Source organism: Mesorhizobium sp. L103C119B0 (assembly GCF_000502235.1).
Taxonomy (GTDB): Bacteria; Pseudomonadota; Alphaproteobacteria; order Rhizobiales; family Rhizobiaceae; genus Mesorhizobium.
Genome location: NZ_AYXE01000016.1, coordinates 113,514 through 133,560 on the forward strand (window position 1 = coordinate 113,514; position 20,047 = coordinate 133,560).

Genomic DNA, 20,047 nt, shown 5'->3' on the forward strand with positions numbered 1-20,047 from the left:
TTGCCGCCGGAGCTCCACTCCGGGTCAGGCCTTTGGCTCCAGCTTCCGACCAAGGTCCACCGCGTCGCGCAGCACTTGCAGATGCGAGCGCGGCGCGGTGCCCGCCGGCAGGGCGATTTCGACGCCGTTTGCCGTCGATGACCAATAAAGCGTGTGGGTGAAGATACGGCCAAGTGAGCTGCGAAGCTCGATCTGGATGTTCTCCACACCGGGGCCGAAGTTTTCCGTCATCGGACCGGAAATCGGATCGCCTGTCGCCCAGCCATTGCCGCGGTCGTAGACGTTCGTCCAGCGCGTTGCCGCAAACACCGCGCCATGATGCACCGCGCGCTGCGCCTTGCCTTGGCTGTGTCCTTCCCGGTAAAGCACGGTGCCGCCGGGGCGCCCGTCATCGGCAATCGGCGGGCAAGCCGAGAACAGGCGCTCGGCAAGGCCACGCCTGAATTCCGCGAGATTGTAGGTCACCAGGAATTCGCTGTGGGAGAGCGGACTGCCAAGCGTGACGAAATCGCTGATCTTCCAGGGCAGCGGGTGGTCGGCGTCCTTGGTCCGAAGCTGCTGGTAGAGCGCCCATTGACCGCGCCGGAATCCGGCGAGGTCTTCAAGGTTCTTTGGCCACGCTGACCCATCAGAGCCGAGCGTTGCCTTGTCGACGGCCTCGACCGCCGCCAGTTTGGCCTTGTCGCGGACCGCTTCCAGCCTTCGCGGCCGGAACTCGGCCCACAGGATCTGCAGCAAATCATAGGCGATGATCGACCCAAGGCTGTGCGAGACCAGCACGATGCGGTCGTAAGCATCGTCCTTCATCAGCGTCTTGAGCAACGTCAGGCCTCTGTCGCGGATCAGCGCACGCTTCTCGATCGTCGCCGCCTCGGCGCGCACATAAGCGGCGACGTCACCGAAATAGGGCAGGGCGAACTGATCCACCGCCCAGATGACAAAAGAAGCGAGGGTGGTGATCATCAGGCCGGTCGTCAAGGTAACGGCCTGTTGCCAGACCGATGTTGCCAGCACGAGTGCTGCGCCCAGAATGACGATAACGATCAGAAGTGTGGCGACGTAAAGCTTGCGGGCGTCGAGCGGAATGTCGGCGGGCTTGCGCCACAACAGGTTCGTCACCCAGGCGGCCAGCCGGCCGCGCGTCGTGCCTTGCGTGATGTCGGCCCAATAAAGCTCGTAGAAATCGGTACGGCGGCCATCGACGTCGTAGGGCGTGGTGATGCGGCGCAGCTCGTGTGACTTGGTCCGGCTGTCGGGCGTGATCCAGCTCTGGTTGATCGTGGCGCCGGAAACGGCCGGATCGGGAATCTGGGCGTAGGGTGGAGCACGGGTGGGATCGCTGCTCCAGACCGCCTGGACGAATCCCCTCAGCGTACCCATCGGCCGCTGCTCGCCCATGCCGTGCACGATCACCACCGCCTGGCCGGGCTGCGCCTTTTTGTAAGCCAGCGATGCGACAGTCTTGGGCATCAGCGTCTCCGTTGACGACATCCGACGGCGGGATCGCTCATGCTACCCCCGGCTCACCGAGCCAACAATACACGGCAGCCCATGTGGAACTCCGTGAACCAATCCACAGTTTCGCAGTTGTGCCTCGGGCCGCGCGGAAAATAGTTCCGTTCCCGGCAAGCAAATCATTTCATTGCCCTTCGGAACGGAAATCGCTCAGGAACATTGTGACGACATCGATCAATTTCTCGCAGGGAGGCTCTTTATGGGACGCGGTATTTTGCTCTGGTTGCTCGGTATTCCGATCCCGATCATCATTCTCATCATGCTGTTCGTACGGTAGGAGGCGTCGATGCAGTCCACCGTATCGGCTGTCGACGTATCCGCCTCAACGGAATCCTCCGCCCCGGCCGTCAGCTGGGGTCCGATCATCGCCGGCGCCTTCGCGGCCTCGACGCTGACCTTCATCCTCATGCTGCTCGGTTCGGGGCTGGGGCTGACCATGGTCTCGCCGTGGTCCGGCGCCAGTGCCTCGCTGACCACCTTCGCGGTGTCCGGCGCCATCTGGCTCATCATCGTGCAATGGCTGTCCTCCGGGGTCGGTGGCTATCTTGCCGGACGCCTGCGCACCAAATGGGTCGGCATCCACACCGACGAGGTCTATTTCCGTGACACCGCGCACGGCCTCCTCGCCTGGGCGCTGGCGACATTGCTGGTCGTCGGCATTCTCGGGTCGGCGCTGTCGGCAGTGCTTGGTTCAGGCGTGCAGGCGGCTTCTACTGTTGCCTCAGGCGCCGCCATGGGTGCTTCGGCCGGCGCGTCCGCCAATGCCGGCAGCGCACCGGCCGACAATGCAACGTCCTATCTCGTGGATACGCTGTTCCGTCCGGCTGATGCCGCCAGGCTCGCGGCGGCCAATCCGGACAGCGATGCGGCTGCGGCCGGGCAGGCTTCGCGCATCCTCATCGCCAGTGCGGCGGCAGGCGAAGTTTCGGCTGACGACAAGACCTATCTGTCGCAGCTGGTCGCCGCCCGCACCGGGCTTTCCGAGGCCGACGCCAAGGCGCGTGTCGACGCCCTGGTGGCCAGGGTCGAGGACGCCAAGGTCAAGGCAAAGCAGGCCGCCGACGCCGCGCGGAAAGGCAGCGCCACCTTCGCCCTGCTTGGCGCCCTGTCGCTGGTTATCGGCGCCTTCATCGCCAGCGCTGCGGCAGCCCTGGGCGGCAGGCAGCGCGACGACGAGGAAGCGGTTTTCCTGACCAGCCGCTGAACCGGTCTTCAACATCAAAAAGCCCGGTCGAACCGGGCTTTTTTGTTTCCGATGATGGACCGACAACCTTCCAGTGGAAGGTTGCGGCGGCTTAGTGATCCATGGCCTTGACGATTTCCTCGGTCATCTTCTTGGCGTCGCCGAGCAGCATCATGGTGCCGTCCTTGTAGAACAGCGTGTTGTCGATGCCGGCGTAGCCCGAGCCGAGCGAGCGCTTGACGAACAGGCAGGTGCGGGCCTTGTCGACGTCGAGGATCGGCATACCGTAGATCGGCGACGACTTGTCGTCGCGGGCGGACGGATTGGTGACGTCATTGGCGCCGATGACATAGGCGACATCGGCCTGCGCGAACTCGGAGTTGATATCTTCCAGTTCGAACACTTCGTCATAGGGAACATTGGCTTCGGCGAGCAGCACGTTCATGTGGCCCGGCATGCGGCCTGCCACGGGGTGGATGGCGTATTTGACGTCGACGCCATTGGCCTTGAGCTTATCGGCCATTTCGCGCAGCGCGTGCTGGGCCTGGGCGACCGCCATGCCGTAGCCCGGCACGATGATGACCTTCTGTGCGTTCATCATCAGATAGGCGGCGTCGTCGGCCGAGCCCTGCTTGACCGTGCGTTCGATGCCGTCATCGGCAACCGCCGCGGTCTCGCCGCCGAAGCCGCCGAGGATGACCGAGATGAACGACCGGTTCATGCCCTTGCACATGATGTAGGACAGGATGGCGCCGGACGAGCCGACCAGCGCGCCGGTGATGATCAACGCCAGATTGCCAAGCGTGAAGCCGAGTGCCGCGGCGGCCCAGCCGGAATAAGAATTCAGCATCGAGACGACGACCGGCATGTCGGCGCCGCCGATCGGGATGATCAAGAGGACGCCGAGCGCCAGCGATGCCGCGACGATCAGCCAGAACACCAGCTTGGCCTCGGTGGTGACCAGAAGCACGATCAGCACGATCAGCGCGATGCCGAGGACCGCGTTGATGATGTGACGGCCGCCGATCATGATCGGCTTGCCCGACATGCGGCCATCGAGCTTGAGGAAGGCGATGACGGAGCCGGTGAAAGTGATGGCGCCGATGGCAACGCCAAGGCTCATCTCGATCAGCGCCTGGGCGTGGATGTCGCCATTCGTGCCGATGCCGAAACTTTCCGGCGCGTAGATGGCGGCTGCCGCGACCATGACGGCGGCAAGGCCGACCAGCGAGTGGAAGGCGGCGACCAGCTGCGGCATCGACGTCATGGCGATGCGGCGCGCTGTAACGGCGCCGACGCCGCCGCCGATGGCCAGACCAAGCACGATCAGGCCGAAGCGCCCGGCGGACGGAGTCGCCAGCGCCAGCGTGGTGGCGATGGCAATGCCCATGCCGATCATGCCGTAGAGATTGCCTTGGCGGCTGGTGGTCGGATGAGATAGGCCGCGAAGCGCCATGATGAACAGGACGCCAGAGACCAGGTAGAGGAAGGACGCGAAGTTGGCGTTCATGGCGCTCTACCGGTCCTTCTTCTTGTACATGGCCAGCATGCGCTGGGTGACCAGGAAGCCGCCAAAGATGTTGACCGAGACCAGCATCAGCGCGACGAAGCCGAAGCCGGTGGCAATGCCGGAGGCCGAGATGCCGACGGCCAGCAGCGCGCCGACGACGATGACCGAGGAGATGGCGTTGGTGACCGCCATCAGCGGCGTGTGCAGCGCCGGCGTCACCGACCAGACGACGTAGTATCCGACGAAGATCGCAAGTACGAAGATGGCGAAGCGGAAGACGAAGGGATCGATGGCGCCGCCGGACAGTGCGTGCGCGGCATCGCCCGCCGCATCGGCGCCACCGGGCGCGGTGGCCAGGTTCTGCACAGCCAGCCGGACGGCGGCACTTGCCTGGTCGAGCTGATCGAGGGCTTTCTGCAAGGTCTGATCCATCACGCGATCCCCTTCGGCTTGGCGGCGGACTTGCCGGCAGTGGCTTTGTCGGACGCCTTTTTCGGTGCAGCCTTCTTCGGCTTGGCATCAGCCACCATGGTCTCCGCCGGAATGGCCGCCGGTTCGACATGGGGCTGTTCCGCCGCCTTGGCGAAGGCCGGATGCACCACGCGGCCAGCGTCGGTCAGCATCGTCGCCTTGACCAGATCGTCTTCGCGGTTGATGGCGAGCGTCTTGCTGGTCTTGTCGACCAGCGTCTCGAGGAAGGCGAACAGGTTCCTGGCGTAGAGCAGCGAGGCCGATGCGGCGACGCGGCCGGGCACGTTGAGGTGGCCGACGATTTTCACGCCATTGGCCGTGGTCACCACGTGGCCTGCAACTGCGCCTTCGACATTGCCGCCGCGCTCGACGGCGAGGTCGACGATCACCGAGCCCGGCTTCATCGAGGCGACCATCGCCGCCGACACCAGCTTCGGCGCCGGACGGCCGGGGATCAGCGCCGTGGTGATGACGATGTCCTGCTTGGCGATGTGCTCAGCGGTGAGCGCTGCCTGCTTGGCCTGGTACTCCTTCGACATTTCCTTGGCGTAGCCGCCGGCGGTCTCGGCCGCCTTGAACTCCTCGTCCTCGACGGCGAGGAACTTTGCGCCGAGCGACGCCACCTGTTCCTTGGCGGCGGGACGAACGTCGGTGGCGGTGACGATGGCGCCGAGACGGCGCGCCGTGGCGATCGCCTGCAGGCCGGCAACGCCGACGCCCATAATGAAGATCTTCGCCGCCGGCACCGTGCCGGCCGCCGTCATCATCATCGGCAGCGCGCGGTCATACTCCGATGCGCCGTCGATCACGGCCTGGTAGCCGGCGAGATTGGCCTGCGACGACAGCACGTCCATCGACTGGGCGCGGGTGATGCGCGGCATGAATTCCATCGAGAAGGCGGTGATCCCAGCCTCGGCAAGCGCCGCGACCGCGGCATCATTGCCGTAGGGATCCATGATGGCAATGACCGCCGCACCCGATTTGTAGCCCTTCAGCTCGGCATCGGTCGGCCGGCGCACCTTCAGCACTACATTCGCCCGGCTCGCATCCGAAGCCTTGCCGATCGCGGCGCCCGCCTTGGCGAACTCCTCATCGGGAATGCGCGACCTGGTGCCGGCGCCCGTCTCGACGGTGACGTCGAAGCCCAGCGCCGCCAGCCGCTTCACGGTATCGGGCGAGGCCGCGACACGAGGCTCGCTGGCATCGAGCTCGCGAGGGATGAAAACCGTCTGTCCCACCGCATGATCCTTTCGGCTGGAACCTGTTTGCGCAAGAGTGCGGCTTTGCGAAAGAGTGCGGCCGGATGTCCGGCTACGCCCTTGGCAAGGGTCTGAAGAGACTATCGGAGAATGAAGGCGCCGAGGGCGAGGATCAGCACGAACAGGATGGTCGCGGAGAAGAAGCCGCCTGCGAAGAAGCCGAAAGCCATGGCCAGGAGCAGGGCGCCGCAGAACAGCGAGCCGTATTTGGCCAGCGCCAGAAAGCCATGATAGGTGCGGTCATGTTCGGCATAGTCCATCTTCGCGCCCAGTTCGACAGGACCGGTCGGCGTGTGATCAGCCATAGGAATACCCCTTCGAAGACATCTTTGAGGCACATAGCGAAAAGCCGGGCCAAGAGCAATGGCGCTATTGCCGCACGACCAGTGACAACAGCCTCAAAGGAATGTTGAAAGCCGGCGGTAGGGCTTGTCGCCGGCCTAACGTCGAACGTTTTGCGTTTCAACCGGCCAGATGCGGAAACAGCCCGAGCAGCCCAATGACGATCAGATAGAGCGCCACGATGTAGTTGAGCAGCCGCGGCATCACCAGGATCAGCACGCCGGCAATCAGCGAGATGAGCGGGGTAAGCGCGAGAGAGTGGATAGTCATGTCGGCATGCTTTCGCGTGAACAATTCGGAGGAACCGCAGGGCTACGGCAGCACCAGGAATGCGGCGCGGCAACCGATAACGACGAAGCCAGCGGAAAGGTCCATGGCGCGAGAATGAACATCCGTTCAGGCGGCGTCGCGGTAGTATTTCGCCGTTGGCAGAATGGACAAAGGTGTCAGCCGGTTGATAGCCGGATTGCCAAACATCAGCCTTTGCTCCGTTGCTGTCGATCTGAAGAACGGCAACCGGTGGAGTATCCGTTGAACATTCTCTTCATTACCGGGAATTTCGAACAATGCGAGCGGAGGGAGAACGCCCGGAAACGCCTTGCCCGCGGTCCTCTGCGTGGCGCTGAAGAAGCGGGCATAAAAAGCGGAATGCTCCAACTTAATCGGGATAAACATCGCGGTCTGGCGAAAATAACAGTAGGCCGCCATGCAAATCCTGAGCGTCAGGAAAGGCAGCACTCCGGGCGCCGGCGCGCTGTCCGGATCTGTCGCGAAGCGAGTTCCGTCGATGAACGTTTCCCCGCGGGCAAGCCGGGGAAGCAATACTTCGGGATAGGCGTCGACCGAAGGCGAGTACGGCTGGTCACTGGAAATATAGTGGAGGCGCACTGTACTGACCAACTCGCCGTAGCAGTAGACACCGAACCGATAGGAATTAGGCAGATTGTCCCAGCGATCCTCGAACATGCCGCTGGCGATCGGGCCGCACATACCTGAGCGCAGATAGGACTTATAGCGGAGTCGGTAGATCGCCTCCAGATCTTCGCCCCCGGTAATGAGACGATATTCGACATGATCCAGCAATTGCATCATGGATCGGTTGAGAGCCGAGTCGATCCTCGCGCTGGCCTCAGCCGACGCACTCTTCATCGCAGTATTCATTGCCATTCCTCGAATTCCGCCTGGAAGTAGGCTATTCGAGTTGAAATGAGACACAAGCTGAAAATTCGACATTGCTTGTTTACCGCTTGTTAACCTTAATGAGAGCGGTCGTTCACCGATCTTACACGAGAAAACAGACGGCGCAGCGGGTGGTTGCCTGATCCGGTCTGGCGGCGGTCATCGAAATGATTCTGAAGTCAGATCTTGAAAGCGCCAAGACGTCGCGGGCTTGAACGACGCCTGAGCGGTCATCATCTCATCAAGTGAACAATTGCTGCGTGTTTTTAAATGCAATTCAAGTGGAGAACCGCTCACACTTTTCCTGGATTGCTTTTTGCTCAGGCGCGATTCCGACGGAAAACCGCTTCGCATCTTTCCTGGAATTGCGTTTAGCTGGCTGTCCGTTTGCCGGCGATATGCAGGTCAGCGGCGAACGGCCATGTGACGCTCGACATCGTCTCGATGCCCGATGCGCTGAGCGCGGCGCCGAACAGGAAGCCCTGCACGAAGTCCGGCTTGACCAAATGGACCAGCGTCTTCAGCTGCTCGAAGGTCTCGACCCCTTCGATGGTGACCGAAAGGCCCAATGTCCGGGACAGGCCGACGATGCCCTTCAGTAGGTCGAGCGACCGCCGGTTCTGGTTCACATCGACCAGGAATGAGCGGTCGATCTTGATCTTGTCGAGCGGCAGCTTGTGCAGATAGCTCAGACTGGAGTAGCCGGTCCCGAAATCGTCAAGCGCGATGCGCGCGCCGAGTGCCTTCAATTCCTCGATCGACTCGCGCGTCAGCGACTTGTCGTCGAGCAGGGCGGTCTCGGTGACCTCGATTTCGAGCCGGTGCGCCGCAAGGCCCGACTTGGCCAAGGCATTTTTGACCTTCTCGACGATATCGCGATTGCGGAAGTCCTTGGCCGAAAGGTTGACCGACACGCTGGTCTGGGTCGGCCATTTCGAGCATTCGGCGCACGCGGCCTCCAACACGAAAGTGCTTATGTCGGAAACAATACCCATCTCCTCGGCCAGTGGGATGAAGACACTGGGTGAGATCGGGCCGAGATCCGGGTGGTCCCAACGGCAGAGCGCCTCGCAGCTGGCGATGCGCATGGTGTTTACAGCCACGATCGGCTGATAGACGACGCGTAATTCCCTGGCCTGCACGGCGTTGCGCAGATCGGCCTTCATCATCTGGCGATTGCGGAAGGCGGCGTCCATTGCCGCCTCAAACAGCCTCCAACTGTTCTTGCCGAGCTCCTTGGCCTTGTAGAGGGCAAGGTCGGCTTTGACGATCATTGCATCAACTTCTGTGTCCTTGACCTTGGACAGCACCGCACCGCCGCTGGCCTGGATGCGCAGGTCGTGGCCGGCGACGTCCACCTCACCCTGCAGGTTCGCGAATATATGGTCGAGGAGAGGGCTGAGATGGCTCTCGTCCTCGACACGGTCGAAGAAGATCATGAACTCGTCGCCGCCGAAGCGGCTGACCGTGATGCCAGGTCCGGCAATCGCCGCGAGACGTTCTGCCACGGCGTAGATCAACCCGTCGCCCACAGGATGGCCGAGGGTGTCGTTGACGCTCTTGAAGTCGTCGAGATCGAGCACCGCCAGACCGCAGAGCCGCTCCTGCTCGCCGGAGGCCATGGCTTCACGGACAAGTTCGTGGAAATAGGCGCGGTTCGGCAGGCCGGTCAGACTGTCGTAGCGCGCCATAAAGCGGATCTTTTCCTCCGCCTCGACGCGGGCCGTCACGTCCTCGAATGTAATGACGCCCAGTTCCTGGCTGCCTTCACGGGCGGAGAATTCGTAGTGCTGGCCGTTGGCGAGTGAGACCAGTACCTTGCGGTCGCGGCCTTCGCGCAGGGCGCGCGTCAGTTGTGCCTCGATGTAGCGGCAGTCCTTCGGGGCCAGCATGCCGCCGGCAACGCCGCGCATCAAGAGGCCGTGGATCGACCGCCCCAGCAGCGTGCCCGGCGATTTCAATGACATCAAATGTGCTGCCTCGGCGTTGGCGACGACCACCTTCTCGTTCGAGTCGAGCATGACAAGGCCATGCGACATGGTATTTAGTGCCCGATCGAACTTTTGCGCCAACTCCTTCGCCTGCCTGTGACCGATGACCGCCGAGAACAGAACGTTGCGGACATGGTCGGCGCTGCTGATGGTGACGATTGTCGTCGGGATGATCATCAGCCCGAGGACGAAGTCGGGGACGCCCATGCGCAGGAAGAGCGCAAGTGCTGCTGGCCCAATGAGGGTCACGGAAAAAATCTGCACCATGCGCCTGGATCCGTAGCTTCGGCCGACAACCGTGAGCAGGGTGGTCAATGCCAACGACACAGACGCCACTTCGGCGAAGTCATCGGGACGCAGGTAGATCGACACGAAACACAACGACCCCAACGCGAGGCCCTGCGCACTGCCTTTCAGAATGTAACCGCGTTCCCACGCCTCTGCCTTTTCGACAGTGGTTATAGGGCTGCCTCCCCTGTGGAAGCTGCGGATGCTGAAGTAACGCCAAAGGCTGATCGACAACAGAAGGAACGCGAAGCCAAGATACAGCGGATCGTGCGTCCGCAGGTAGATCGTCAATCCGAGGATCCAGTAGCATACGCCGCCGACCACCAGCATGTAGGCGTTGTCGGATAACGCCCGCACAAACTGGATATAAACATCCGCCGGGATGTCTTCGGTCTTTGCTCTGTCCATACCGTTGGCCCAACGCTAAGCCTTGTCATGCCACACCAGCCTTAAGAAAGGCTTAGAACAGCGGTTTTGGCCCGTTTGCCGAGGGCGGGCGAATGCAGTGCAGATTGGGAAATCAAGCTTCAGGTAAACAAGGCGTATCGATCACTCGGCGGCCTGAAGTTCAGGCCGCGCCGGCGTGTTGGCCAGCCGCTCGACAAGCCTTGTGCGCTCGCCCTCTGCCTTTTCGGCGCTGGCCTGCCTCACATGGCCGTAGCCGCGAATGAGCGCCGGCACCGAGGCAAGGGCGATGGCGGCCTCGATCCTGCCTGGCGCAAGTGCCTTGGCGACAAGCTCCAGATCGGCCTCATAGCGGGCCAGAAGCTGCCGCTCCATGCGCCGCTCGGCGCTGTAGCCGAACACGTCGAAGGCCGTGCCGCGCAGGCTTTTCAGCGCCGCCAGCAGGCGAAAACCCTTCATCATCCACGGGCCGAAGCTCGATTTCCTCGGCTTGCCGTCATTGCCGCGCCTGCCCATGATCGGTGGCGCCAGATGAAATTCGAGTTTGTCGTAGCTCTGGAATTGTTTTGAGAGCTCCATAGCGAAGGAGCCGTCGGTGTAGAGCCGCGCCACCTCATATTCGTCCTTGATCGCCATCAGCTTGAACAGGTTTCTGGCGGCGGCCTCGGTCACCGCGGTCGAGCCAGGCACGGCCTTGGCCTCGGCAGCACGCAAAACCGCCAGCTTCTCGACATAGCGCCTGCCATAGGCGGCATTCTGATAGGCAGAGAGGAAAGCGACGCGGCGGGCGATGATATCGTCCAGCGTCTCGGCGATCTCAGTGGCCTTGCCCGGTTGCGCGATGAGGCCGCGCACAAAGTCCGGCTGATGCGCGGCGCGCCGGCCCCAGCGGAAGGCGGCGATGTTCATCGCCACCGCCTCGCCGTTCAATTCAATCGCTCTTTCAACGGCTTGCGCCGACAGCGGCAGCCCGCCATGCTGGAAAGCGAAGCCGAGCATGAACATGTTGGCGCCGAGCGAATTGCCGAACAATTGGGTGGCGGTGCGCGTGGCGTCGAAGAAATGCGTCTTGTCGTCGCCAGCGGCAGCGCGGATCGCCTTCTTCAGGCGCTCGATGGGCAGCGAGAAATCGGCCGAGCGGGCGAATTCGCCAGGCATGATCTCGGCAGTGTTGGCAAGGAAGATGGTATGGCCTTCGCGCACCGCGCCAAGCACCTTCTTGGCGCCGGACACGACAAGGTCGCAGCCGAGTACCAGGTCGGCCTTGCCGGCCGAAACGCGGATCGCGTGGATGTCGTCCGGCGTGCGGGCGATGCGGACATGGGTGAACACCGAACCGCCCTTCTGGGCGAGGCCGGCCATGTCAATCATGCCGCAGCCCTTGTCCTCGAGATGGGCGGCCATACCGAGCACAGCACCTATGGTGACGACGCCGGTGCCGCCGACGCCGTCGATGATCGCCGCCCAACCCTCGCTGCCGAGCGGGAATTCGGCTGGCACCGGCACGCCGTCAAGCGGGTCGGAGCGCCCGGCAATGCCTTCGGCCTTCCTGATCTTGGCGCCGTGCACGGTGACGAAGGACGGGCAGAAGCCGTTGACGCAGGAGAAGTCCTTGTTGCAGCTCGACTGGTCTATTCTGCGCTTGCGGCCGAACTCGGTTTCGACCGGCTGGATCGAGACGCAGTTCGATTGCACCCCGCAATCGCCGCAGCCCTCGCAGACCAGTTCGTTGATGAAGACCCGCTTGTCGGGATCCGGGAAGGTGCCGCGCTTGCGGCGGCGGCGCTTTTCGGCCGCGCAGGTCTGGTCGTAGAGCAGCACCGAGACGCCCTTGACGTCGCGCAGCTCGCGCTGGACGAGGTCGAGGTCGTCGCGGTGGTGGATGGTGGCGCCGGAGGGGAATTCGGCCTTCCCCGCATATTTGTCCGGCTCGTCGGTGACGATGGCGATGCGCTCGACGCCTTCGGCGCGCACCTGCCTGGCGATCATGTCGACAGTCAGGCCGCCCTCATGCGGCTGGCCGCCGGTCATGGCGACGGCGTCGTTGTAGAGGATCTTGTAGGTGATGTTGGCATCGGTCGACAGCGCGAAGCGGATCGCCAGCGTGCCGGAGTGATTGTAGGTCCCGTCGCCGAGATTCTGGAAGATGTGGCCGCGCTTGGAGAATGGCGCCTGGCCGACCCATTGTGCGCCCTCGCCGCCCATGGCGGTGAAGCCGACCGTGTTGCGGTCCATCCACAGCGCCATGAAATGGCAGCCGATACCGGCGGCGGCGATCGAGCCGTCCGGCACCTTGGTCGAGGAATTGTGCGGGCAGCCGGAGCAGAAGAACGGCGTGCGCGAACCGATATCGCTGGTGTCGGCAAGCATCGCCTGGAACTGGCGCAGCTTTGCCACCTNCGGCGTGCGCGAACCGATATCGCTGGTGTCGGCAAGCATCGCCTGGAACTGGCGCAGCTTTGCCACCTTGGCAGTGATCTCTTCCGAAGGGCCGATTGTACGCAGGATGCGCTCGCCCAGCGCCGTGGCGATCTCGTTGGGGTCAAGCGCGCCCTTGGCCGGGAACAGCCAGTCGCCGCGCTCGTCCTTCTTGCCGACGATCGCCGGCTGGGTGGCGGTGCCGTAGAGGTTTTCGCGCAGCTGCACCTCGATCAGCGAGCGCTTCTCCTCGACGACGACAATGGTGTCGAGGCCGCGGGCGAATTCGGCGATATGCTGCAGGTCGAGCGGCCAGGGGCAGCCGACCTTGAACAGGCGGATGCCGATGCGGTTGGCGGCGGCCTCGTCGATGCCGATGTCTTCCAGCGCCTGGCGGACATCGAGATAGCTCTTGCCCAGCGTGATGATACCGAGCTTCGGCGCGCGGCCGCCCGAATAGACGATGCGGTTCAGGCCGTTGGCATGGATGAAGGCGGATGCAGCGGCGCGCTTGTATTCATGCAGCCGCTCCTCCTGGCCGAGCATGTCGATCTCGTCGCGGATGTTGAGGCCGCCGGGCGGCATATCGAACTCCGGCACGACGATGTTCAGGCGCTCGAGCGCGGCATCGACGGAGGCCGTGGATTCGATGTTGTCCTTGACGCATTTGATAGCCGCCCAGGTGCCGGCGAAGCGCGACATGGCAAAGCCGTAGAGGCCGTAGTCGATGATCTCCTGGACGCCGGCCGGGTTGAGGATCGGCACCATGGTGTCGACGAACAGGAATTCGGTGGCGTGCGCATTGGTCGATGATTCGGCCATATGGTCGTCGCCCATCAGCGCAAGCACGCCGCCATACTTCGACGATCCCGCGAGGTTGGCGTGGCGGAAAACGTCGCCGGAGCGGTCGACGCCCGGTCCCTTGCCGTACCAGACCGAAAACACCCCGTCATGCTTGCCTTCGCCCAGCAATTCCGTCTGCTGAGAGCCCCAGCAGGCGGTGGCGGCAAGCTCCTCGTTGAGGCCCGGCTGGAAGACGATGTCGGCCTGCGCCAGCTGCTTTTTCGCCCGCCACAGCTGCATGTCGAGGCCGCCGAGCGGCGAGCCGCGATAACCGGACACGAAGCCGGCCGTGTTGAGGCCGGCCCGGCGGTCGCGCTCGCGCTGCATCAAAAGCATGCGGATGACCGCCTGTGCGCCGGACAGGAAGATGCGCTCCTTACCAAGATCGAACTTGTCGTCGAGCGCGACGTCGTGCAGCGTCATCAGGCATTTCCTCTGCGGAGACAGCACCGGGGGCGCGCAGCCAACGTAGGAGTGAGCTGGCGCAGTCTTTCTCCGCTTGCAAGGCAGGTCAAACGAAATCGAAAGTGCCAGGCAAAGCGCAACGAACGATCCGCTGCCGTCGCGTATCCGGCACGAAATCGGTCCGCGGCGGTTGTCCGGCGACCGAAAATTTCCACGCAGTCGCGCCCGGCAAAGACGCGTCAGCCTTTCGAGCAATCCGGCTTCGGCTCACCCGGCAGCTTGCCGTCGGGATGGCCGGCAAGATCGGGATTGGCCGTATAGAGCTGGTCGACCACCAGCGGCCGGTCGGGAAGGATCGACTGGTCCTCGCTCGACATCAGCGTCGTGTCGATCTTCTGCAGGAACGTGCCGTCAGGACCCCTGATGCTGATGGAGATCGCATAGGGTTTGTCCTTGACGATGCAGGTGAGCGCCGGGCTCTCCAGGCTGACCTTGTCGAGCTTCGGCCAGACCTTCTGCTCGACTACCAGGGGAGGGCCGCCGGCCGGATTCTGGAAACTGGCGACCGCAACCTGGCCTTCGCCCATCGGCTGCAGGGGCCGCAGCGTCACGACATAGGTCGCCCGGGCGAGACGGTAGTTGAAGACGACGACCTTGCCGGAAACCTCGAACAGCTTGCCGTCGCCGCCGGTGTCGCGGCAGGCGCCAAGCGCAACGGCTGCAATGAGCGCAGCACCGACAAGGATCGAACGAAAAACAACCCTAGGCATTGTTGACCTCATGTGCCGCCGTGCGGCGGCGATAGTGACGGCTTGCTTTCTGGCGGTTGCCGCACACAGCCATATCGCACCAAAGGCGGCTGGAATTGCGGCTCCTGTCGAGAAACAGCCAGCTGCAATTGGGACAGATCCTGAGCCTGGCGACCGTGTCGTCGCGCAGCAGCGACAAGGCCGAAACCGCCAGCGCCGCCTCGAACGCGATCGGCGTCGATGGATCGCCGAACGGTCTACCCGGTGCGCCGATTTCGGCAGGGCTCCGATCGAGGCCGTTGGCGCAGGCCTTGAGAAAAGCGGAGAGGTCGCCGGCGGCAAGCGCACCTTTCGACACCGCGCCGCGAAACAGGCAGTCGGTCGTCTCGCGGATCGCCAGCACCACCGGAGCGATGCTGTCCGGCGAGGTCGCCTCCAACGGTCTGCCGCCAAGCTCGGCACCGCGAAAGCCGGTTGCGGCATCGGCGAAGCGCGCGATCTCGGCCGGATCGTCAAAACGGTCGAAGGTCTTTTCCGGATCGTTGCGCAACACCACGGTGTTGGCCGTATCGAGCGCAAGAATGCCGCCGGTGAAGCGATGTGGGGTCCAAGATACTGTCATATCAGAAATCTAACCCATAAAACGCATTTGACAAGTTAGATTCTACGATGCAAACCTTGGCGCGGGCTCCGGCGCCCGGAAAGCTGTCTATGCTCTATTTCTTCCAGCAGGTGCTGAACGGGCTGCATTCCGGCGCGCTCTATGCGCTGCTTGCCTTCGGCTACGTGCTGACCAACGGCATCCTGCACCGGACCAATCTCGCCTATGGCGCGCTGTTCGCCTTTTGCGGCCAGACGATGATCCTGACCGTGGCCTTCGGCTATCAGGTATTGTGGCTGACCTTGCTGGCGGCAGTGGTGCTCGGCGTCGTCACGGCTTTCCTTTATGCCGCGCTGATCGGCCACGTGCTGTCGCGCAGCGTCTTCGAACCGCTGGCCGACCGCACGCCCAATGCCATTGTGGTGACGACGCTCGGCATCCTGCTGGTGCTGTCGGAAGCAAGCCGTATCGCCGCCGACACGCATGATTGGTGGCTGCCGCCGATGCTGGCGCAACCCATTGTCTTCGCTCAGGATGCCGGCTTCCAGGCGACGCTGACGCTGATCCAGCTCATCGATTGCGCGGTGGTTCTGGCGGCCATCATGCTCGCTGCATGGGCGTTTGCCCGCTCGGGCTTCGGTCGCCGTTGGCGCGCCGTCTCCGACGATCCCAAAGCGGCTGCCATGTGCGGCGTGGACGTGCGCGCAGTGTTCCGGCATGCGGTGCTGTTCGGCGGTTTCTGCGCCGCGCTGGCCGGAATCATGGCCGCCCTTTACTACGGCAATGTCAGCTTCGGCTCCGGCCTCGTCTTCGGGCTGAAAATCCTGTTCGTGACGGCGGTGGGCGGCTATCTCTCTCCGCCTCGGGCCGCGCTCGGTGCGGCCGCCTTCGGCATGACGGAGTCGCTATGGGCCGGCTATTTCCCGATCGAATGGCGCGATGGCTGGATGTATCTGTTCCTGGTCGCGGCACTTGTGCTGATCGGTCCCGGCCGCGACCAGCAGAAGATCGCCTGATCGCCGCATCCGCTGTCAGACTTTGGTTGCATGACGCAGCAGCCGGTCGGCACTTATCCCCTGCCTCCCGTCACGACGGCGTTGATCGCGCCCATGCCATGTTGACCCGCCGAACCACGCACGGCATACCGTTGGGCCACAGCGGCGCGACGGAAAATAGGGGAGCCGGCGCGCCTTCGACCTCAGGGAGGAAATGCATGGCAGGGCTGCTCGCTCTATCCAGAACGATCGACCGTATGAACGAGTTCATCGGCCGGTGGATATCGTGGCTGATCCTGCTGGCAATCCTGGTCAGCGCCGCCAATGCCATCATCCGCAAGGTCTTCGACGTCTCGTCGAATGCCTGGCTGGAACTGCAGTGGTACCTGTTCGGCGCCGCCTTCATGCTGGCCGCCGCCTACACGCTGAAACAGAACGACCATATCCGCATCGACATCGTCTACGGCATGTGGTCGCGCCGCGTGCAGCACTGGATCGACCTGCTCGGTCATGTCTTCTTCCTGATGCCGTTCGTGACGCTGATGGTGATCTATTTTGTCCCCTACGTGTCGCTGTCGTTCCGCAGCGGCGAAATGTCGAACAATTCCGGCGGCCTGATCATCTGGCCGGCCAAGGCAATCCTGCTCGTCGGCTTCTTCCTGCTGGCGCTGCAAGGCATCTCCGAGATCATCAAGAAGATCGCCATCATGCGCGGCGACATGGACGATCCCAATCCGTTCATCTCGGTGCACGAACAGGCCGAGCTCGAGGCTAAAGCCCTTGCTGAAGAGGCCAAGGCGCTCGCCCAGGAGGCGCGCCCATGATCGAGTTCATCGCCCAGAACATGGCGCCGATCATGTTCGCTTCGCTGATCATCTTCCTGCTGATCGGCTATCCCGTCGCTTTTTCACTCGCCGCAAACGGCCTGATGTTCTTCTTCATCGGCGTCGTGCTGTCGCCCTATTCGGGCGGCTCGATCAACCTGGCGTGGCCGCTGCTGCATGCGCTGCCCGACAATTTCTACGGCAGCCGGGTGATGTCTAACGACACGCTCTTGGCAATCCCGTTCTTCACCTTCATGGGCATCGTGCTGGAACGATCGGGCATGGCCGAGGACCTGCTCGACACGATCGGCCAGCTGTTCGGCCCGGTTCGCGGCGGCCTTGCCTATGCTGTGATTTTCGTCGGCGCGCTGCTTGCCGCTACCACGGGCGTGGTCGCGGCTTCGGTCATCGCCATGGGCCTGATCTCGCTGCCGATCATGCTGCGCTACGGCTATGACCGACGACTGGCGTCGGGCGTCATCGCGGCATCCGGCACACTCGCCCAGATCATCCCGCCGTCGCTGGTGCTGATCGTTCTGGCCGACCAGCTCGGCCGTTCGGTCGGCGACATGTATGCCGGCGCGCTGATCCCCGGCCTGGTGCTGACCGGCCTTTACACGCTCTACATCCTGATCATGTCGATCGTCCGGCCGAACTCGATGCCGGCGTTGCCGCTGGCGGCCCGCACGCTTGGCCACGGCGTGCTGTCGCTGCTCGCGGCACTGCTGGTGGCAGTCGCGGCTTCCTATGCGGCCTATCGCTACCTTGCGCCGGCGCATGGCGACAATGCCGATATCCTTGGCGCCAGCATCGGGGTGATCCTGATCTATATCGTGGCGATCGCCGACAAGGGCCTGAACATCAACATGATGTCCAGGTTGGCGCAGCAGGTGATCATCGTTTTGATCCCGCCTCTGGCGTTGATCTTCCTGGTGCTGGGCACCATCTTCCTCGGCATCGCCACCCCGACGGAGGGCGGCGCCATGGGCGCGGTTGGCGCCCTGGCGATGGCGGCAATGAAGGGGCGGTTGTCGCTGGATGTCATCAAACAGGCGCTCGCGTCGACCACCAGGCTTTCCTCCTTCGTGCTGTTCATCCTGATCGGCGCGCGGGTGTTCTCGCTGACCTTCTACGGCGTCAACGGCCACGTCTGGGTCGAGCATTTGTTGACGTCGCTGCCGGGCGGCGAAGTCGGCTTCCTGATCGGCGTCAACATCCTGGTCTTCGTGCTCGCCTTCTTCCTCGACTTCTTCGAGCTCGCCTTCATCATCGTACCGCTCTTGGCGCCGGCTGCCGATAAGCTCGGCATCGACCTGATCTGGTTCGGCGTGCTGCTCGGCGTCAACATGCAGACAAGCTTCATGCACCCGCCTTTCGGCTTTGCGCTGTTCTACCTGCGCTCTGTCGCCGCGCGCGTGCCCTATCTCGATCGCCTCACCGGCAAGCAGATCGCGCCGGTGACCACCGGCCAGATCTATTGGGGCGCCGTGCCCTTCGTCTGCATCCAGGTGATCATGATCGGGCTGACCATCGCCTTCCCGCAAATGGTCATGCGCTACAAGGGTGCGGCCGTCGATCCGGGAACGATCGAGATCAACTTGCCTGATATGCCAAGCCTTGCGCCTCTCGGCACACCACCACCAGCCAACGGTGGCCCATCACCCGCGGCGCCACCGTCGAACGATCTCTCGCAGCCGCCGAATTTCGGCGAGACGCCGCCCGCCAAGCCGGCGGCGCCGGCGACCGACCTGTCGCAGCCGCCGAACTTCAACTGATGTGTGAACACTGAGAACCTGAGTGAGGATGTTATGAGAGCCGTGCGCCTGGAAGCCGTGGGCAGCATTGCGCTACGGGAGGTCGACAAGCCTGTTGCGGGACCGCAGGACGTTCTGGTGCGCGTCGAAGCCTGCGGCGTTTGCGGCACCGACCGTCACCTCCTCCACGGCGAATTCCCTTCGAGCCCGCCGGTGACGCTTGGTCACGAATTCTGCGGCATCGTGGAGGCTGTCGGTGATGCGGTTTCCGGCATCGCCATCGGTGACCGTGTTACCGGCGATCCCAACATCTTCTGCGGACGCTGCAGTCATTGTCGGGCTGGCCGGGTCAATTTGTGCAGCAATCTCAGGGCCATCGGCATCCATCGCGACGGCGGCTTCGCCGACTACGTCGTGATGCCGCAGAGCCAGGCCTTTCTTCTGCCTGCGAACCTCAAGCCAACGCATGGCGCCTTCTGCGAGCCGCTGGCCTGCTGCCTGCACGCTGTCGACCTCGCCGGAATCAGACCCGGCGCTGCCGTGGTGGTGCTTGGTGGCGGCGTCATCGGCCTGCTTACCGTGCAATTGGCGAGGCTCGCAGGAGCGGCGACCATCATCCTGTCGACGCGGCAGGCCTCCCGCCGGGCGCTCGCTGAAGAACTCGGTGCAACGGCGACGGTCGACCCAAACGCGGTCGACCCGATCGAGGCGATCGCCGGCCCAGCCGGCCTTGTGCCCGGCGGGGCCGACGTGGTGCTCGAATGCGCCGGTGTCCCCGATACCGTCGAACAATCGATGCGGCTGGCGAAGTCCGGCGGCACGGTGGTGATCGTCGGCGTGATGCCGCAAGGCGTGAAAGTGCCCTTCGAACCGTTCGACATCCTGTTTCGCGAGCTGAAGGTTCTCGGCTCGTTCATCAATCCCTTCACCCACAGGCGGGCAGCGGACCTTGTCGCGTCCGGCGCAATCGAGATCGACAAGCTCATCTCAAGGCAGGTCGGCCTGGAGGAAGCCGCCTCGGTGATCGCCAACCCGGCCGCCCCCGGCGAGGTCAAGGTGTTGGTGGTGCCGGGCAGGGAATGAAGGGCAGCCTCAATCCTGCGACGTTGGCGATTGGCGAAACGACGATGACCGCGTCCCTCTCCCCGTCACTATACGGGGAGAGGGTAAGGGTTGTCCGAACCGGATAGATAGGTAACAGAATGGACCGATAGCATGGGTGACAGTTTTCTTGTCCGCCGGAGGACCGGCGATGGTTTGGCGAGAGACTGGCATCATGGACGAGCGGCTACGGTTTGTTGTGGAGTGTCTTTCT

The 20,047-nt window shown here is 63.2% G+C and carries 16 protein-coding genes; 5 read left to right on the forward strand and 11 right to left on the reverse strand.

Annotated features, from left to right (window positions below; translation table 11 throughout):
• Positions 1–24: 24 nt before the first annotated feature.
• A complete protein-coding gene (locus X728_RS142910) occupies positions 25–1,470 on the reverse strand; it encodes a hypothetical protein (RefSeq protein WP_023703663.1) in 1,446 nt (481 codons plus the stop codon).
• A gap of 331 nt (positions 1,471–1,801) precedes the next feature.
• Between X728_RS142910 and X728_RS142905 the strand changes: the two genes are divergently transcribed.
• The gene (locus X728_RS142905; protein WP_023700421.1) at positions 1,802–2,719 is read left to right on the forward strand and encodes a membrane protein; all 918 of its coding nucleotides are present in this window, start codon (positions 1,802–1,804) and stop codon (positions 2,717–2,719) included.
• A 91-nt stretch (positions 2,720–2,810) separates the two neighbouring features.
• On the opposite strand, the gene X728_RS142900 is transcribed toward X728_RS142905, so the two are convergent.
• The 10 genes from X728_RS142900 to X728_RS142860 form a co-directional block, all read right to left on the reverse strand.
• Positions 2,811–4,208 (reverse strand): NAD(P)(+) transhydrogenase (Re/Si-specific) subunit beta, encoded by a 1,398-nt coding sequence (locus tag X728_RS142900; RefSeq protein WP_023671337.1) that lies wholly within the window; start codon positions 4,206–4,208, stop codon positions 2,811–2,813.
• 6 nt (positions 4,209–4,214) lie between these two features.
• Positions 4,215–4,643, reverse strand: a complete 429-nt coding sequence (locus X728_RS142895) for a proton-translocating transhydrogenase family protein (protein WP_023832576.1) — start codon at positions 4,641–4,643, stop codon at positions 4,215–4,217.
• Positions 4,640–5,917, reverse strand: a complete 1,278-nt coding sequence (locus X728_RS142890; protein ID WP_023832577.1) for a Re/Si-specific NAD(P)(+) transhydrogenase subunit alpha — start codon at positions 5,915–5,917, stop codon at positions 4,640–4,642. Before X728_RS142890 ends, X728_RS142895 begins: the two co-directional genes overlap by 4 nt.
• 101 nt (positions 5,918–6,018) lie before the next feature.
• Positions 6,019–6,243, reverse strand: coding sequence for an aa3-type cytochrome c oxidase subunit IV (locus X728_RS142885; RefSeq protein WP_023671340.1), 225 nt, complete (start codon positions 6,241–6,243; stop codon positions 6,019–6,021).
• A gap of 157 nt (positions 6,244–6,400) precedes the next feature.
• Positions 6,401–6,550: a DUF3096 domain-containing protein gene (locus X728_RS1000000169395; RefSeq protein WP_023832578.1), complete on the reverse strand. Its 150-nt coding sequence runs from the start codon at positions 6,548–6,550 to the stop codon at positions 6,401–6,403.
• A 126-nt stretch (positions 6,551–6,676) separates the two neighbouring features.
• Positions 6,677–7,447: a hypothetical protein gene (locus X728_RS142880; protein WP_031195783.1), complete on the reverse strand. Its 771-nt coding sequence runs from the start codon at positions 7,445–7,447 to the stop codon at positions 6,677–6,679.
• Between the two features lie 383 nt (positions 7,448–7,830).
• A complete protein-coding gene (locus tag X728_RS142875; protein WP_023832580.1) occupies positions 7,831–10,146 on the reverse strand; it encodes an EAL domain-containing protein in 2,316 nt (771 codons plus the stop codon).
• A gap of 141 nt (positions 10,147–10,287) precedes the next feature.
• The gene (locus tag X728_RS142870; RefSeq protein WP_023832581.1) at positions 10,288–13,827 is read right to left on the reverse strand and encodes an indolepyruvate ferredoxin oxidoreductase family protein; all 3,540 of its coding nucleotides are present in this window, start codon (positions 13,825–13,827) and stop codon (positions 10,288–10,290) included.
• A gap of 221 nt (positions 13,828–14,048) precedes the next feature.
• Positions 14,049–14,591, reverse strand: a complete 543-nt coding sequence (locus tag X728_RS142865; protein ID WP_031193855.1) for a hypothetical protein — start codon at positions 14,589–14,591, stop codon at positions 14,049–14,051.
• Entirely contained in the window at positions 14,572–15,180 is a 609-nt protein-coding gene (locus tag X728_RS142860; protein ID WP_023832582.1) for a CGNR zinc finger domain-containing protein, read from the reverse strand. The genes X728_RS142865 and X728_RS142860 overlap by 20 nt, the downstream gene beginning before the upstream one ends.
• A gap of 89 nt (positions 15,181–15,269) precedes the next feature.
• Here X728_RS142860 and X728_RS142855 point away from each other — a divergent pair, with 89 nt between their 5' ends.
• From X728_RS142855 to X728_RS142840, 4 genes are all read left to right on the forward strand, one after another.
• Positions 15,270–16,175, forward strand: a complete 906-nt coding sequence (locus X728_RS142855; RefSeq protein ID WP_023752465.1) for a branched-chain amino acid ABC transporter permease — start codon at positions 15,270–15,272, stop codon at positions 16,173–16,175.
• A 197-nt stretch (positions 16,176–16,372) separates the two neighbouring features.
• Complete coding sequence (locus X728_RS142850; protein ID WP_023683517.1) at positions 16,373–16,978, forward strand: TRAP transporter small permease subunit; 606 nt, start codon at positions 16,373–16,375, stop codon at positions 16,976–16,978.
• The gene (locus tag X728_RS142845; protein ID WP_023819682.1) at positions 16,975–18,753 is read left to right on the forward strand and encodes a TRAP transporter large permease subunit; all 1,779 of its coding nucleotides are present in this window, start codon (positions 16,975–16,977) and stop codon (positions 18,751–18,753) included. Before X728_RS142850 ends, X728_RS142845 begins: the two co-directional genes overlap by 4 nt.
• A 33-nt stretch (positions 18,754–18,786) precedes the next feature.
• A complete protein-coding gene (locus X728_RS142840) occupies positions 18,787–19,815 on the forward strand; it encodes a zinc-dependent alcohol dehydrogenase family protein (protein WP_023832583.1) in 1,029 nt (342 codons plus the stop codon).
• The last annotated feature ends 232 nt before the right edge of the window (positions 19,816–20,047 follow it).